The organism is Desulfovibrio desulfopostgatei (assembly GCF_053570645.1).
Genome location: NZ_JBRBQS010000002.1, coordinates 2,289,778 through 2,306,112, shown reverse-complemented (window position 1 = coordinate 2,306,112; position 16,335 = coordinate 2,289,778). Strand labels below are relative to the sequence as shown.

The 16,335-nt window shown below is 56.0% G+C and carries 13 protein-coding genes; 9 read left to right on the top strand and 4 right to left on the bottom strand.

Going from position 1 to position 16,335, the window contains the following annotated elements:
* Positions 1-42: 42 nt before the first annotated feature.
* Entirely contained in the window at positions 43-822 is a 780-nt protein-coding gene (locus ACUZ9Q_RS10240) for a DeoR/GlpR family DNA-binding transcription regulator (protein WP_192112830.1), read from the bottom strand.
* Between the two features lie 673 nt (positions 823-1,495).
* Between ACUZ9Q_RS10240 and ACUZ9Q_RS10235 the strand changes: the two genes are divergently transcribed.
* From ACUZ9Q_RS10235 to eutC, 5 genes are all read left to right on the top strand, one after another.
* Complete coding sequence (locus ACUZ9Q_RS10235; RefSeq protein WP_192112831.1) at positions 1,496-2,551, top strand: TRAP transporter substrate-binding protein; 1,056 nt, start codon at positions 1,496-1,498, stop codon at positions 2,549-2,551.
* A gap of 141 nt (positions 2,552-2,692) precedes the next feature.
* Positions 2,693-3,343 (top strand): TRAP transporter small permease subunit, encoded by a 651-nt coding sequence (locus tag ACUZ9Q_RS10230; RefSeq protein WP_192112832.1) that lies wholly within the window; start codon positions 2,693-2,695, stop codon positions 3,341-3,343.
* A gap of 59 nt (positions 3,344-3,402) precedes the next feature.
* On the top strand, positions 3,403-4,743 hold the full coding sequence (locus ACUZ9Q_RS10225; RefSeq protein WP_192112833.1) for a TRAP transporter large permease: 1,341 nt from the start codon (positions 3,403-3,405) through the stop codon (positions 4,741-4,743).
* A 14-nt stretch (positions 4,744-4,757) separates the two neighbouring features.
* Positions 4,758-6,116: an ethanolamine ammonia-lyase subunit EutB gene (locus ACUZ9Q_RS10220; RefSeq protein WP_192112834.1), complete on the top strand. Its 1,359-nt coding sequence runs from the start codon at positions 4,758-4,760 to the stop codon at positions 6,114-6,116.
* 70 nt (positions 6,117-6,186) lie between these two features.
* On the top strand, positions 6,187-7,014 hold the full coding sequence (eutC, locus tag ACUZ9Q_RS10215) for an ethanolamine ammonia-lyase subunit EutC (protein ID WP_233483128.1): 828 nt from the start codon (positions 6,187-6,189) through the stop codon (positions 7,012-7,014).
* 104 nt (positions 7,015-7,118) lie between these two features.
* On the opposite strand, the gene ACUZ9Q_RS10210 is transcribed toward eutC, so the two are convergent.
* The 3 genes from ACUZ9Q_RS10210 to ACUZ9Q_RS10200 form a co-directional block, all read right to left on the bottom strand.
* A complete protein-coding gene (locus ACUZ9Q_RS10210; RefSeq protein ID WP_192112836.1) occupies positions 7,119-7,898 on the bottom strand; it encodes a DUF169 domain-containing protein in 780 nt (259 codons plus the stop codon).
* Positions 7,899-8,385: 487 nt separating this feature from the next.
* Positions 8,386-9,423, bottom strand: coding sequence for an EF-hand domain-containing protein (locus ACUZ9Q_RS10205; RefSeq protein WP_233483127.1), 1,038 nt, complete (start codon positions 9,421-9,423; stop codon positions 8,386-8,388).
* 275 nt (positions 9,424-9,698) lie between these two features.
* Positions 9,699-11,135, bottom strand: a complete 1,437-nt coding sequence (locus ACUZ9Q_RS10200) for a histidine-type phosphatase (protein ID WP_449247816.1) — start codon at positions 11,133-11,135, stop codon at positions 9,699-9,701.
* 253 nt (positions 11,136-11,388) lie between these two features.
* On the opposite strand from ACUZ9Q_RS10200, the gene ACUZ9Q_RS10195 reads away from it, so the two are divergent.
* From ACUZ9Q_RS10195 to ACUZ9Q_RS10180, 4 genes are all read left to right on the top strand, one after another.
* Positions 11,389-11,937: an N-acetyltransferase gene (locus ACUZ9Q_RS10195; RefSeq protein ID WP_192112839.1), complete on the top strand. Its 549-nt coding sequence runs from the start codon at positions 11,389-11,391 to the stop codon at positions 11,935-11,937.
* Between the two features lie 60 nt (positions 11,938-11,997).
* Positions 11,998-13,020: an ornithine carbamoyltransferase gene (argF, locus tag ACUZ9Q_RS10190; protein ID WP_215647836.1), complete on the top strand. Its 1,023-nt coding sequence runs from the start codon at positions 11,998-12,000 to the stop codon at positions 13,018-13,020.
* Between the two features lie 505 nt (positions 13,021-13,525).
* Complete coding sequence (locus ACUZ9Q_RS10185) at positions 13,526-15,481, top strand: NADH-quinone oxidoreductase subunit 5 family protein (RefSeq protein WP_192112841.1); 1,956 nt, start codon at positions 13,526-13,528, stop codon at positions 15,479-15,481.
* Complete coding sequence (locus ACUZ9Q_RS10180; RefSeq protein WP_192112842.1) at positions 15,481-16,332, top strand: respiratory chain complex I subunit 1 family protein; 852 nt, start codon at positions 15,481-15,483, stop codon at positions 16,330-16,332. The genes ACUZ9Q_RS10185 and ACUZ9Q_RS10180 overlap by 1 nt, the downstream gene beginning before the upstream one ends.
* Positions 16,333-16,335 lie beyond the last annotated feature (3 nt).

Genomic DNA, 16,335 nt, shown 5'->3' with positions numbered 1-16,335 from the left:
AAAGCAGTATTGCGGCGCGCGGCGGATGGTAAAAACAGATGCTCAGGCCAGAATGACTTTTGGCAAAATTTCTTTCAGCTCCTTCAGACATGGCAAATCTGAAGCTGCGGCATCGGTAATGAGCATGGAAATTTCGCGAGGTGAGGCGTAGTTTATCCGGCTGATAACGCCAAGCTTTGTGTGATCGGCGAGTATGCACAGCCTGCTGGCGCGCTGGGCCATGCAGCGCGCCACGGCGGCTTCTTCCGGCAAAAAACTGCTTGCCCCGTGGTGTGCATCCAGCCCCACAGGCGAAAGAATCGCCATATCTGCCCGCCAGCGCTGAATTTCTTCAATCACACCCTCGCCGCAGGTCTGCTCCCGGCCGGCAAGAATGCGGCCTCCCACCAGCACCACTGTACTGTCGTTTTTTTTATCTTCATCCCTTTCACTCAAAATAATGGCCGCGCGCAGGCTGTTGGTAACAATGGTAAGCCCAGGCATGGTGCAGAGTTCCTCGGCCAGAGCCGTTGTTGTGGTGCCTGCGTCCATAAAAACCGTTTGCCCCTGTTGCAGTTGCAGCACCGTGGCGCGGGCAATGGCGCGTTTTTCCCGTTCCAGCCGGGTTCTACGCTCTTTGAGAGACGGTTCGGAAGTAGAGGAATCCAGTGCCACAAGCCCGCCGTGCACACGCCTTGCCGCGCCCTGGTTTTCCAGCTCGATAATATCCCTGCGGGCAGTTTCCCGGGAAATTCCCAGCTCCTTGATGAGCCGCTCTGTGCTGATATGGCCGTTGACTGCTATGAGGGCAAGTATGCGGTGCAGGCGGGTTTCGCGCAGCATGTGTTTCAACCTTGTTAGATATGCGCTGACATTCTGGTTAGCATATAGCTTTTTTCTGTGTCTGCAATATGCATTTTTGTGCATTTGTGCGTTTTATTGTCGTAGCTGATGAAAGGGGCAAAATTGCTGGGGCCGGGCATTATTGATGGCTTGCGTCCAAAGGATGCAAGACCATGAATGCCCGGCAAATCTCCATCAGGCCGCGTGGCTTGTCTCCCCAATGCTTTCAGCGGGCCAGAACCGCAGTGGACTGGGCGGTGCCGTCCGCTGGGGCAAGTGCCCCCTTGCGCGTCAGGCAATGAGATTTTTTCAAAATTGTATTGCCAATAAGGGCGCATGCCCCTGTTTTTATGTGGATGCCTTGGTGTTTCATTGTATTAGTGTGTTTTTGTGTAAAATGTTGATTAACAAAAATGTGCTAATCATTACAAAATTGTTTCAGAATATGGGCCGGTATTCTTCGCTCTGAATGTAAAAATGTGCTGAATAAAAACATAAAATTAATATATTTTAATATATTATCAAAAAAAATTTCGCCTCACCATCCTCTGGCTCGCAATTTGCTTAGTGCCATTTCATGAGTGCAAGGCTAGGGCAGTAGCCTGAGTTAAGTGCATTTTTGAGGCGTAGGCGCTTGCGGTGAATAAACAGTTTTTGTTTTGAGGAGGTTAGTATGGAGAGGCGTGAGTTTTTGAAGACAGCGGGTATGGGCGCCACGGCGGCGGTTGCTGCTACAACTGGCATTATGGGGGCCACTGAGGCAAAGGCCGCCAAGGCTCCCATCAAGTGGCGCATGCAGACCTATGCAGGCGCGGCGCTTGCCGAGTTTGTCATCAAGCCGCAGATCGACGCCTTCAACAAGGCCGCCAATGGCGAAATGGTCATCGAACTTTACACCTCCGACCAGCTGGTTCCCACCAGCGAGCTTTTCCGCGCTGTGCAGAACGGTACCATAGATGCCGTGCAGTGTGACGAAGACTCCATGTCTTCCCCTGCCGATGTGGCCATCTTTGGCGCGTATTTTCCCTTTGCCACCCGCTATTCGCTTGATGTGCCCGCTCTTTTTGAACACTGGGGCCTGAACGACATCTGGAAAGAAGCCTACGGCGAGATCAAGGGCGTTGAATGGCTTGGCGCAGGCTCATGGGATCCCTGCAACTTTGCCACCACCAAGCCTATCCGCAGCCTTGCCGACCTCAAAGGCAAGCGCGTGTTCTCCTTCCCCACGGGCGGCAAGTTCATGAGCCAGTTTGGCGTGGTGCCTGTTACCCTGCCCTGGGAAGACATTCAGGTGGCCCTGCAAACCGGCGAGCTGGACGGCGTGTGCTGGTCGGGCATTACAGAAGACTACACCTCCGGCTGGGCAGAGCAGTGCAAGTATTACCTCACCAACAACATCTGCGGCGCGTGGATCGGTTCGTACTTTGCCAACAGCAAAAAGTGGGCTGAAGTGCCGGAACACCTCAAGACGCTGTTCAAGCTCACCTGCGACAGCTCCAACTATTTTCGCCAGCACTGGTACTGGTGGGGCGAGGCCCACTACCGCGCCACCGGCGGCAAGATGGAACTGACCTCCATTCCCGATGCTGAATGGGGCACTGTTGAAGAGGCCGCCCACAAGTTCTGGGACGAAACAGCCAAGAAAAGCCCGCGCTGCGCCAAGGTTGTGGATATCCTCAAAAAGTACAATGCCGAAATGGCTGTTGCGGGCCGTCCGTACCGTTATTGATTGCAAACCCTGTGGGGGCAGAACCTTCCGTCTGCCCGATGTGCCGCCGTCAGAAACACCCGGCGGCGGCGCATCAAAGCCTGCCCCAGTCAAAACGAGCGGCGGGAAATTTGCGGAATAAAGGTTTGGGAGGAGAGCGTCATGCCAAACTGGATCAAGCTGTTTGTCAAATATGTGGATGCGGTTAACCGCCTGGTGGGGCGGGGGGTTCTTTATCTTGTGTTCGTCATGATGGGCATTTTGCTCTATTCGGCCATATCCCGTTACTGCTTTGATGCGCCGGTTATCTGGGGCGTGGAAATGGCCCAGTTCACCATGGTGGTCTACTACATACTTGGCGGCGGTTTTGCCCTGCTTACCAATTCGCACGTGCGCATGGATGTGTTTTATGGCCGCTGGAAGTGGAGAAAGCAGGCAAAGATGGATGTGATCACGTCTGTTTTTCTGGTCGCGTACCTTGCGTTGCTGTTCTACGGTTGTGTTTCAAGCACGTGGTACTCCATAGAGTTTGATCAGCACAACAATTCTGCCTGGGCCCCGGCTTTGGCCCCCGTCAAAATCATCATGGGCATTGGTATTTTTCTTACGCTGTTGCAGGCCTTTTCGGAATTTTTCAAGGCGCTGGCGCGCTCGCGCGGCCTGCTGCTTGGCGAGGAAGTACCCGAACGTCTTATTGTAGAAAGCGGTTATGTGGAACCAGAAGCGGAGCCTCAGCTTGTTGGTGTTGTGGCTGATCCGGTTGCTTCGACGCAGGTTCTTGCCCCGGCGCAAGCGCTGGGTGGCTCGCGGTAACGCCCCAATTTTCATTTTCCAGCTCCGGCGTATGCGAGCGCCGTAAAGGACGCGAGGACATGTTCGATCTTACGTTCACTCTTTCTCATGAGGGCATTGCCCTGATGCTCTTCGCATCCATGGGCATGCTCATGCTCACCGGACAGCGGGTGTTTGCAGCCATCGGCTTCACCGGAGCCATCGCGGCCCTCTTTCTGTGGGGTACCGGCGGTTCGCAGATGGCGTTCAACGCCAGCATCACGCTGATGAAGTGGTTCCCCATGATCACGCTGCCCCTGTTCATCTACATGGGCTACATGCTCTCGGAATCGGGCATCGCCAACGATCTTTACCGAATGTTCCACGTCTGGATGGGGCCCTTGCCCGGCGGCCTTGCCATCGGCACGGTCATTCTGATGGTGGCCATTTCCGCCATGAACGGCCTGAGCGTTGCGGGCATGGCCATCGGCGCAACCATCGCCATGCCGGAAATGCTCAAGCGCGGATATGACAAGCGCATGGTTTCGGGCGTTATTCAGGCAGGCAGCTCGCTGGGCATCATGATGCCGCCAAGCGTTGTTATGGTGCTCTACGGTATGATCGCCCGTCAGCCTGTCAGCAGTCTCTGGATGGCTGGCATCGGCCCCGCCCTCATGTTTGCGGTGATACTCATTGGCTACATTGTCATCCGCTGCAAGCTCAATCCCGCCATGGGCCCTGCGCTGCCCAAGGAAGAACGCGAATCCATCACCTCGGCGGAAAAGTGGAAGAGCCTCTGGGCTGGCCTGCTGCCGCTTGCCATTATTTTTTCTGTGACCGGCGCGTTCATGACCGGCATCACCAGCCTGGTGGAAAGCTCCGCCGTGGGCGCTCTGGTGGCGACCATCGCCGCCCTGGTCAAGGGGCGGCTTACGGCCAGGGTGATGCGCGTGGTTCTGGTGCAGACCCTCAGCGTGAGCTGCATGTTCATGTGGATCATCATGGCTGCCCTGTGTTTCAGCTCTGTTTTTGACGGCCTTGGCGCAGTGCATGCCATCAAGAAGCTCTTCATCGACGGCTGGAACCTCAGCCCCTGGGGCGTGCTTATCGTCATGCAGCTTTCGTATCTTTTCATGGGCATGTTTCTTGACGATACGGCCATGCTGATCATTGTGGCCCCGCTGTATATTCCGCTGGTCAAGGCGCTGGGTTTTGACCCCATCTGGTATGGCGTGCTCTACACCATCACCTGTCAGATCGCCTATATGACGCCGCCATTCGGGTACAACCTCTTTTTGATGAAGGCCATGGCTCCAAAGGGAGTCACGCTGAACGACATCTACGCCTCCATTGTGCCAATGGTCATAATAATGCTGGTGGGGCTGGTGCTGGTTATGCTCTTCCCTGATATTGCCATGTTCCTGCCCAGAACATTCCTGTAGCAGAGGCGGACAGCATGAATGCCCACAGCACCCTGCGCGAAATCCTGGCCAAGGCGTCGCCCCTCAGATCGGGCGACGTGCTGGCCGGGGTGGCCGCCGCCAACGACGAGGAACGCGTGCGCGCCCAGATGGTGCTGGCCGATGTGCCCCTCAAACGCTTCCTGAACGAGGAGGTGGTGCCTTATGAAAAGGACGAGATCACCCGCCTTATCCTTGACAGCCACGATGCTGCGGCCTTTGCGCCCATAAGTTCCTTTACCGTGGGGCAGTTCCGCGACTGGCTGCTGACCGATGCAGCCAATGCAGAAAGCCTTGCGGCGCTGACGGCGGGCATCACGCCGGAAATGGCCGCAGCCGCCAGCAAACTCATGCGGTTGCAGGATCTCATACTGGTGGCGTCCAAATGCAGCGTGGTAACGCGCTTTCGCAATACCATAGGATTACCGGGGCACTTTTCTGTCCGCCTGCAACCAAACCACCCCACGGACGATGCGCGGGGAATTCTGGCATCAACCATTGACGGGCTGTATTACGGCTCCGGCGATGCGGTTATCGGCATCAATCCGGCTTCCGACAGTCTGGAAAACATCGCAAGGCTCCTGTGCCTGCTGGACGAGCTCATTGCGCGCTATGAAATACCCACCCAAAGCTGCGTGCTGACCCACGTAACCAATGCCGTGGAGCTTATCCGCAGGGGGGTGCCGCTGGATCTGTGCTTTCAGTCCATAGCAGGAACAGAAAAGGCCAATGCCAGTTTTGGCATAGACCTTTCCCTGCTGGAAGAAGCGTGGCAGGCAACGCTTGAACTTGGGCGCGGCACCGTGGGTGATGATGTGATGTACTTTGAAACAGGGCAGGGCAGCGCCCTCTCTGCCAACGCCAATTTCGGGGTCGATCAGCAAACTCTGGAATGCCGCGCCTACGCCGTGGCCCGCAGGTTCCGTCCATTGCTGGTGAATACCGTGGTTGGATTTATCGGGCCGGAGTATCTGTTCAATGGCAAGCAGATTATCCGCGCCGGGCTGGAAGACCATTGCTGCGGCAAACTGCTGGGTCTGCCTATGGGGGTGGACATCTGTTACACCAACCATGCCGATGCCGATCAGGACGACATGGATGCACTGCTGACCTTGCTGGGCGCGGCTGGTTGCAATTTTATCATGGGTATTCCTGGTGCGGACGACATCATGCTCAATTATCAATCCACCTCGTTCCACGATGCGGCCTATCTGCGCAAGCTGCTGGGCAAGCGGCCTGCACCGGAGTTTGAGGCGTGGCTTGAAAGCATGGGCATTCACGATGATGCCGGTGCATTGCTGCCACCGGCCGGCGCGTTGCGCGGGCTTGAGCAGCGCGTCAGACAGGCCACATAGAGTATTTTGCGGTGCGGATTTCCCAAAAATCCGTGCAGAGCAGACTTGATCTCTCCTAAAGGATGTTGCCATGAACGGCATGAAGCAGGAGTATTTGCCAGCATCAGCGGCAACAGTTTTGGAAGACCCGTGGGCCGATCTGAAACGCTATACGGATGCCCGCATTGCCCTTGGGCGTTGCGGCGTCAGCCTGCCGCAGACGGAGTGGCTGCGGTTTCGGCTGGCGCATGCCAGAGCGCGCGATGCCGTGCTGACGCCTTTTGACAGGGCCGGCGTGCGTTCAGATATTGAAAGTGCAGGGTTGCGCTGCCTTGAGCTTGCAAGCGCTGCTGCAAGCAGGGAGGATTTTCTGGCAAGGCCCGACAAGGGGCGGCGGCTTTCGGAAGCCTCGCGCGAGCTGCTTGCAAGCCAGTACGCAGGAGCTGACAATCAGGGGGCGGACATTTGCCTTGTTATCAGCGATGGGCTTTCGGCCCGGGCTGTGCATGAAAACGCGGCTCCCTTTGCCCGGCTTTTTCTGGCCAGCGCGGCAGATGCCGGCTATAGCGCAACTCCCGTGGCTCTGGTGGCGTTTGGGCGGGTTGCCGTGGCGGACGAAGTTGCTTCGCTCATGAAGGCAAGGCTGGTGGTGATTCTTATTGGTGAACGGCCGGGGTTGAGTTCGCCCAATTCTCTGGGAGTTTACCTGACCTATGCGCCCTTTCCCGGTTGCACCGATGAAGCGCGGAACTGTATTTCAAATGTGCGGCCTGCGGGACTGAGCATTGAAGAAGGCGTGCGCAAACTGTGCTATCTGGTACAGGGGGCCTTTGCACGGCAATTGACCGGGGTGAACCTCAAGGATGACATGCCCGCCACGTACTTGCCCTTTGGTAAGGATCCTGCTGCGATTGCATAGAATTTTTATGTTCAGTGGGTAAATTCTCCCCGTGCTCATAGCACAACAGCCGGGCTGCACAAGGCAGCCCGGCTGTTGTTATATGCCGGTATGCGAAAGCCCTCTTAGGCGTCGCGTTCTTTCTTGAAAACAATGAGAGGGCAGTTCTTGCACACGGCTGCGCCGGGGAAGGGTTCGCCAAGGCGGGTGATGGACGCGCCGCCCTTGTTGGTGACGCGGTCTTCAAGGCGCTTCACCAGAGCTTCCATGTGCTCGCCGGGGATGGATACGTTGATTTCGCCCCGCTCCGTCTTGCCGGAATTGTAGCTGCCGCTGCAAGCGAGGTACAGGTTCGCCTGCTTGGTGTTCAGCGTGTAGACATTGCCGGAGCAGACGGCAGAGTTGACGCTCATGGACGGGTGGAAATTGTCGATGCGCTGGGTTGCCATCCAGTCGCCAATGATGTGGTAGGCCTGCATGGTATCGCACACAAAGTGCACCACATCGGGCTGGGTGGTAGCTGCCGCAAGCGGGCTCACGGCTATGGCCAGCAGATTGGCCGGAACATGCGGCTTGGCTTCAAGCACCTTGCGGGCATGGTCGGCATCGGCGCAGTACTTGAGGTGGCTTTTGATTTCGGGTTCGTCCAGCTCTTTCCAGCCGAACACAAAGCTAGCATTGGTACAGCCCATCTTGTCGCGTTCCACAATGACTGTAATACCTTCCATGCGCGCGCCGACTTCGCTCTGGCAGAAGGTCAGCGGCTTCATGGGGGAGTAGTGGGGCTGAGTTTCCTTGAAGGAATCCAGCTCCTTCTGGTCGTAGAAATATTTGATTGCAACGGGTGCATGAATGAGGCGCAGCTCACGCATCAACGTTTCACTAAGCTTTTCAAATGTGTTCATATAATCCTCTGGTCTAGATGCTATTATACAAGAGTTAATTGTTGCGGCTTATTTTTTATTTCTTTATGTCGTTTATGTCAATATAATCCCACTAATTTCACAAGTGGTATAATTGCCCCTTGTTTTGTTTTATTCTTAAAATTAACCATTATAAAACAGCATGTTATCTGTGGTGCTTTTTTGAGCTACTAACTTTTTTTCATAATTAGATTGTGAAAGTTATTATTTTCATATGCTTACGCATTTATGATTTTTCTTGATTGGCGCGGGTTTTTTGTTCATTTGCGGAAGCTCGGCGGCGGCAATGTCTGCCTTGCTGTGCAAAAAATGGCGAGCAGTTTTATCATAATGGGCAGGGCTGGAATTACCGTGCAGTCGCCGCGCCATATAAAACACCAGCCCTGCTGTTTTGCGCAGCCGGGCTGGTGTTTGTGGGCATAATGTATGAGCGCCTCCCCTGTGGAGGAGTCGTTGTTTCTGGTGGGGGTCAGGCCACTGCTTCCACGCTCTGGGCAGCGGCGGTGGTCTGGCTCACGCTCTGGTAGGCGCTGTTGGCAATGGCTGACAGAAAACTGCGGGCCATGGCGGTTCGGCTTGTGCTGGTCTGGTCCGTTCCCATTGCTGCACGTTGCTTTTCAAGCGCGGTAGCAAGCTCGTCAGCAGAAACGGAGCCGTCCTGGTTCACATCCATAGAGTCGAACACTGACTGGCTGAGACCTGTCTCGTCAACGCTCAGGCCGTCACTGCCATCGCTGTCCAGGCTCGAGAAGAGTTTGGACGCCACGTGGGATGATCCGTTCTGACCAGACGAGGCAGACTGCCCCTGCGTGGGAGGCGGCGGGGGCACCTGGCCGTTCATGATGGAGGACAGCAGGGTTTTTGCGTCCATTTCGCCCGAGGAGTTCTGCTCGCTGGACTGGTTTTGCGGATTCTGGGAGTTGTTGTTCATGGCTTCGCGCTGCTTTTTCAGCGCTGCCGACAGTTCATCGGCAGAAACGGAGCCATCCTGATCGGTGTCCATGGAGTCAAACACGGACTGGCTGAGGCCCGTTTCCTTGGCGCTCAGGCCGCCGCTGCCGTCACTGTCCAGCGAAGAAAAGAGTTTGGACGCAAGGTCGTCACCCTTGCCGCCGCGCCCTGCGCCCTGCATGCCGCCAGGAACCTGCCCGCTCATAATGGCGGAAAGCAGATCCTTGGCAGTGGGCTGGGTTGACGCAGCCGTTTGCGCGGCCTGGCTCTGCCCCATCTGCATGCTGGTGAACATGGCGTTGCGTTGGGTTTCGATGGCTTTTTGCAGTTCAGTCTGCGAAACGGCTCCATCGCCATCTGTATCAAGTTTGTTGTAGAGTTCGCCGCTGAGCCCTGTTTCATCAAGACTCAGCAGGCCATTCCCGTCTGAATCCAGATCCCCGAAAAGCTTGCCTGACAGATTGTCCTGCGATTGTGTTTCGCTGGAGCCTTTCATCTGCGCAAGCATCTTCTCCCAATAGGAGGAAGAGGATGATGATAACGCACTGACGCTCATACTGTCTCCCAGTCCTTGCGGACATTGTCGGCATTGCCTGCAATCCCCTGCGGGCGATGCCGAATACTGTAAGCGCACCTCCCTGTGTCGCGTATCAGCCGGGGAAAATTTTTCCCAATCTGATTATGCAAAAAACATTCCTTTTTGTTTGGGGGGAATTTTTGCCGCAATCCTGTTTTTTCCGCGTCAAAAGCCAGTATGCGGCGCTGGAAAAAATGAAAAACCGCCGCATCAAATGATACGGCGGTAGGGAATGCAGCGGGGGGTCGTGGGGGTCAGCGGGTTTTTACTGGTGAAGAAGCCTCAGCGGAAGTGGCCGCGGCGGGGCCGCTGTCCACATCGCTGTCCACCCGCAGGCGCAGCGGGGGAACCTCTTGCGGAATCAGGGGGGCATTACGCAGTGCTTTGTCAACCCGCTGTGAAAAGTTTTCAAGGCTGAAGCGGGCCTCCCCCACAACAGGCGGCGCTGTTACCAGAGCCGCAGTTGCCTTGTGGGTTCTGGCCGGATCGGTAAACTGGGGGATGGTCAGGCCGCTCACAGGCTGCGGCGGATCAACAAAGGGTTCATGCAGGGCTTCCAGCGACTGGGCAAAAAAGCGCACGCGCACTTCTTTTTTACCGCCCATATCCCACAGCTCAAGCATAAGGACTGATCCTGGCGGGGTGGCGTTATCGGGGTAGCCGGGCAACTGCCAGTGTACGCCCAGCAATTCGCCCACATTGGCAAGGTTGGTGTCGTGCCCCACAAAAACAACCAGGGAAGCCGCGTTGCAGCGTTGATCCCTGTGGGTGCCGTCAAGGGCCGCAGCCATTTCTGAAAGCAGCGATGCCCCCTTGAAAAGAGCCACAACTGGAGAGCGGTTCACAGTGTTGAACACGCTTGTGTGCACGGGCAGCACTTCACGCAGAACGTGCGCGTCCACCTGGCCCCACCCGGCAGAAATTTCAGGCCACTGGGCGTATTCCAGCAAAAAAATTTCCGCCATGCTTGATGCGGTAGCCAGCGCGCCGGAAAGCCCTGCGCCCTTGCCGTCAGCATCCACGCTCACAGAATTGGGCAGGTCTGCGAGCCCGCAGGTGGGCGGCAGATTGTAGCGCGCGCACATCTCCGGGGCCACGGGAGCGCTCAGGTGCTGGATGTGGGTCAAGGCTCCTGCATTGTCCTCATGCAGCCGATCAAGATCGCCCCCGGCCGTGGCCATGATGCTTGCGGCGACCGAGGCAGGATCAAAACGCTGAAAACCCGCCTGCACGGGATGAAAAAGCGGATCGGGCGTCTGGCTTGAAACGGCATAGGTCTGCCCGCCCCCCGGGCAGAGGCCATCAAGCAGGGCTTTGGCTGTTGCTCTGGTGCGTTGATCCACATCGGCGCGCACAAATACCTTGCCGGGCGGCGGACAGACGCTGTCGGGCAGCAGGCCAAGATTCAGCATTTGCCCGCGCATGTCTTCCCACATGGCGGTTACCAGCCGCGCACCGCGCGGCGTGAGGAAACCCCTCGGCACAGGCCACTGGGGCCAGTTGCGGGTGCTCCACTGCGAAAGCGTATCGGGAGCCTGCGTGGGCGAGCGCACCCCGTGGCGGGAAAGCGCTACAACTTTCATAAGGCGGGGTTGATCGTCCCCCTGCTGCGCCGCAATGCCAGATAGGGGCAAATGGCAGAGCAGTGCGCAGGCAAGGCAGACAATGATTAAGCGTGGTGCAGTGCGCATGCGTTCTCCTTGATGGGGGGTACCATAGCCAGAAAGGCCGGTGCGGGCAACGCCGATTTGCATGCGGGAGGGCTGCGGGCACTGCGCCAGTGCAAATTTTACCCGCCTCACGGGCCGTAATTGCTTGCACAGTGTGGGCCTTGTTATTATGCTTATTCTTTGCGGCAGAGTTTGGCTCTGGCTGCTTTGTGCGTAACCTTTTTTGGCTCCTTTCCCTTCAGGGGCGGAGCGTATCCAGATATCGAGGCGTATAATGCCCATTGCCGTTCCACGCGTTGGCGTAGAAGACAAACCTCTTGTTCAGGATGTTCGCGTAGAAGACCTTTCAGCGCTGGTCATCCGTTCGGCCACGGTGCGCGACGTGCACGGCATGTCTGCGCTTATCAACCATTATGCGTCGTCCAACGTCATGCTGGCGCGCGGGCCGCAGTACCTCTATCAGCATATTCAGGACTACATGGTTGCCACGGCTCCCTCGGCCGACGACGGGCATGAGGTTGTGGTTGCCTGCGGCGCTGTGCATGTGCTGTGGGAAGACCTGGCGGAAATACGCTCGGTGGCGGTTCACCCCCTGTGCCAGGCGCAGGGCTTTGGCAAAAGGCTGGTGGCCGCGCTGGTTGACCGATGTCGCGATCTCGGCTTGCCGAGGGTTTTTGCCTTTACTCTGGCTGCGCCGTTCTTTTCCAAGTGCGGTTTCAGCGAGTTTAAACGCGATGATATGCCCGCCATTGTGTGGGTTGAATGCAGTAAATGCCCCAAGTTTTACTGCTGTGACGAAATTGGAATGATACTCGAATTATAGTTTTCAACCTGCGGCATAATCGCAGGGATTCACACTGTCTGCAAAGGGTGGGAATGCGTCATGAGCAACAGGCTGTATCACCGGGATTTTCTGAAAGAAATAGACTTCACGCCGGAAGACCTCACGTATCTGCTGGATCTGGCGGCCCAGCTCAAGCAGGCCAAAAAGGTCCGGCGCGAGCCGAAGTTTCTGCAAGACAGAAATATTGTCATCCTTTTTGAAAAGGATTCCACGCGTACCCGCTGTTCTTTTGAAGTGGCAGCCTATGATCAGGGCGCGCGCGTGACCTATCTTGGCCCCTCCGGCTCGCAGATGGGCAAAAAGGAATCCATGGCCGATACCGCCCGCGTGCTTTCCCGCTTTTATGATGGTATTGAGTATCGCGGTTATGAGCAGGCGAGGGTAGAGGCTCTGGCAGAACACGCTGGCGTGCCGGTGTGGAACGGCCTCACCAACGAATGGCACCCCACGCAGTTTCTGGCCGACATGCTGACCATGCGCGAGTGCTGCGAAAAACCTTTGAATCAACAAACGCTGGCATATCTTGGGGATGCACGTTATAATATGGGCAATTCCCTGATGGTTGGTTCTGCCCTGCTTGGGCTGGATTTCCGTTCTGTTGCTCCCAGGGCTTTGTGGACATCGGACGAAGTTTTTGAATTGGCCCTCCACATAGCCAAGAGCACTGGCGCGCATATTACGCGCACGGAAAGCGTGCCCGAAGGCGTTAAAGACTGCGATTTCCTCTCCACAGATGTCTGGGTGTCCATGGGCGAGCCTGATTCCGTATGGAAAGAGCGCATTGATCTGTTGACGCCGTATCGCGTGGACGCGGCAGCAATGGAACTGACGGGCAATCCCCAATGCAAGTTTTTGCATTGTCTGCCGAGCTTCCATAACCGTGATACCGCAGTTGGCGAAGACATTTATCAGCGCTTTGGCATTGAATGCATGGAAGTGAGCGATGAAGTCTTTGAATCGCCGCGCAACATGGCTTTTGAAGAGGCGGAAAACCGCCTGCACACCATCAAGGCCGTCATGGTCGCCACCATGGCTGAAGGCCCTTTGGTGTTCAACCCCTGATCCCATATTCCCTCCGGCACTGACCGGGGGAGAGTGTAGCTGTTTGAGCCAGCCGTTACGGCTGGCAGCAAGCGCCCTTGCAGCACAATGCCATGTTTTTCGCATGGCTGCGCCGCAGGGGCGCTTGCGTTTTTTCTGGGGGGTAGCCCACAGCTACCGCCGCTATCTATTATCCCCGCTAGTTGCTCTGAAAAGTAATCTGGTCAGGTTTTGCCTGCGTTTTCTAGAAACCGTCGTTGTGAGCAGAAAAACACAGGTGTTTTGGCGATTGGCAATTGGGCCGTAAATCAGAGCGTTAAAATATTAGCATTTTGCTATGAATTGTTCTTTGAACAATCAATGTAGGCAAATTAATCAAATATGTTGACGCAAAAAAGTACATAGATTAACTCTAATAAAAATAATATGTGCAAATAATGGAAGGAGGGGGACAGTTTTTTTATGTTGTGAGGAAGTTATCAAGAGTGAAGTTTTTCACAACTCGCAATGTAGTGGGGCAAAGAAGATGAGTACACTTGTTTTTTGTTGTGTAGCACTGCCGTTTATTATGGCGCTTGTGCTGTATTTCACGCAAAGCAGCAGCGCTCGCAAGTTGATAGTGCCTGCAGCGGTCACAGTCATGGCGGTGGCAGCCGTGATCCTGGGAGCGAACGGCGCTTTTCGGCTTGAGATAGACACCATATTGGGTCTGTCTGCCGATTCCGTGTTCAGCGTGCTGGACTTGCTGTTGCTGGTTTACATTCTTGGCATAGGTTGGAAGCTGGGCAGCCGCCTGATTATGGGCATGACCCTGCTGCAACTGATTGGTCTCTTATACCTTAAATTCGTTCTTCCCGGGCATGAAGTGCCCATCACTGCCTTTGTTGCAGACGGTCTGTCGCTTATCATGGTGATCATCATCAGCGTGGTTGGCGGGCTTATTACCATTTACGGCATGGGCTACATGGATCTGCACGAAGAGCATCTCCATCTGCGTGTTTCGCGCCAGCCCAGATTTTTTGCCATTATTTTCTGCTTCCTCGGCGCCATGAACGGCCTGGTGCTCTGCAACAACCTTTCATGGATGTTCCTGTTCTGGGAGATCACAACGCTGTGTTCCTTCATGCTCATAGGGCATGACCAGACAGACGAGGCCAAGGCCAATGCCCAGCGCGCCTTGTGGATGAACGTTCTGGGCGGGCTGGCCTTTGTTTCGGCCATGCTGTTTATTCAGAAAAGTCTTGGAACGCTTTCGACCGAGCTCGTTCTGCAAAAGATGACCTCAATGGACGTAAAGAACACGGCCATTCTTTTGCCCTTTGCTTTCTTCTGTCTGGCGGCCTTTACAAAGTCGGCGCAGGTTCCTTTCGAGAGTTGGCTGTGCGGCGCAATGGTTGCGCCAACGCCAGTTTCGGCCCTGTTGCACTCGGCTACCATGGTCAAGGCGGGCACTTACCTGCTGTTGCGCATGGCTCCAGCCTTTGCGGGAACCACCATGTCCACCATCGTGGCCCTGTTCGGCGCATTTACCTTTGTGGCCACATGTATTCTTGCGGTCAGCCAGAGTAATGCAAAAAAGGTTCTGGCGTATTCCACAATCGCCAACCTCGGGCTTATCATCGCCTGTGTGGGCATCAATACCGCCGCATCCATGATGGCGGCAACGACCATCATCATTTACCACTCCGTATCCAAGGGCCTGTTGTTCATGTGCGTCGGCGCCATTGAGCAGCGCATCGGTTCGCGTGATATCGAAGACATGCGCGGCCTCTACGGCATAATGCCCCGCACGGCCATTATCACCGTGATCGGCATTTTCACCATGATGCTGCCGCCCTTTGGCATGCTCATAGGCAAGTGGATGGCCATAGAAGCCATTGCCCGCGCCACCCAGGCCATGACGCCCATCGTTTTCTTTGTGGCGCTTGGCTCGGCCTTTACCGTGCTCTTCTGGGCGCGCTGGGCCGGTGTGCTGGTGTCGTCCTCCAAGATGCACGAACATGCGGCTCACGGTAATCCCAAGCCCTCGGTCATGTTTGCGCTGCGTTCGCTGTGCGGCCTTGCCGTGGTGTTTTCGTTCATTTCGCCCCTGGTGCTGAAGACCTTTGTGGAGCCTTCGGTTTCGGGCGTTTACGCGCGCTTCAACTTGCAGATCGAAGGCTTTATCCCCGGCGCCAACCTGACCGGCGCAGAAGGTTATGTGTGGATTTACCTGCTGTTCCTTCTGCTTGGTCTGGGCGTGTGGTTTGCATGGCGTGAAGCCCGCAGAACACCAGAGTCTGCCCATGCGCAGCCGTATTTTTCGGGCCTGGCGGCTGAAAAGAACGGCGTGGTTGGCTTCAAGGGCCCCATGAATGCCTTTGAACCCGTGCGCGTGGCCAACTTCTATCTTTGCCAGTATTTCGGCGAGAGCAAGATCACGCGGGCCATCGACATGATTTCCATCGCATTCCTGGTCGTTCTGGTAGGAGGTCTGCTGTAATGCTCACCATCTTCAGCGCTATCGGCGGGTTGATCCTGTCGCCCCTGGTGGGCGGCCTGCTTACCGGTCTGGATCGCCGGATCACGGCGCGCCTTCAGTCGCGCCTTGGGCCGCCACTGCTCCAGCCCTTTTACGACATCTTGAAACTGCTGGGCAAACAGCCCCAGGTTACCAATGCCTGGCTGGTGTTCAGCGCGTACATCACGCTGATTTCATCGGCGCTTGCTTTGCTGATTTTCTTCATGGGCGGGGATTTGCTGCTGCTGTTCTTCGTGCTCACAGTGGGTGCGGTGTTTCAGGTGGTTGGCGCGGTATGCGTGCCTTCGCCCTACAGCAACGTGGGCGCGCAGCGCGAGCTGTTGCTCATGCTTGCCTATGAGCCTATCCTCATCCTGGTGTTCGTTGGCTTTGCCATGTGCACGGGTTCGTTCTCCATTGCCGCAGTATTCCAGCTCGAGCAGCCCCTGCTGCTCAAGATGCCCCTGCTGTTTCTGGCGCTGGGTTACGCCCTGACAATCAAACTGCGCAAGTCGCCCTTTGATATTGCTGCCTGCCATCACGGCCACCAGGAACTGGTGCGCGGCGTACAGACCGAATACTCCGGCCCGTACCTTGCGCTGATTGAAATTGCCCACTGGTTTGACCTTGTGCTTATTCTTGGGCTGTGCGCCATGTTCTGGCACACCAGCTTTGTGGGAATGGCCGTTCTTGTGGGCGCCTCGCTGTTCACGGAAATTCTTATCGACAACATCACCGCCCGTCTGACGTGGCAGTGGATGGTGCAAAAGAAGTCTCTGCTGCTCGGCATGGGCCTGGCCCTGGTTAATCTTTTATGGCTGTACGTGGCGTAAGGA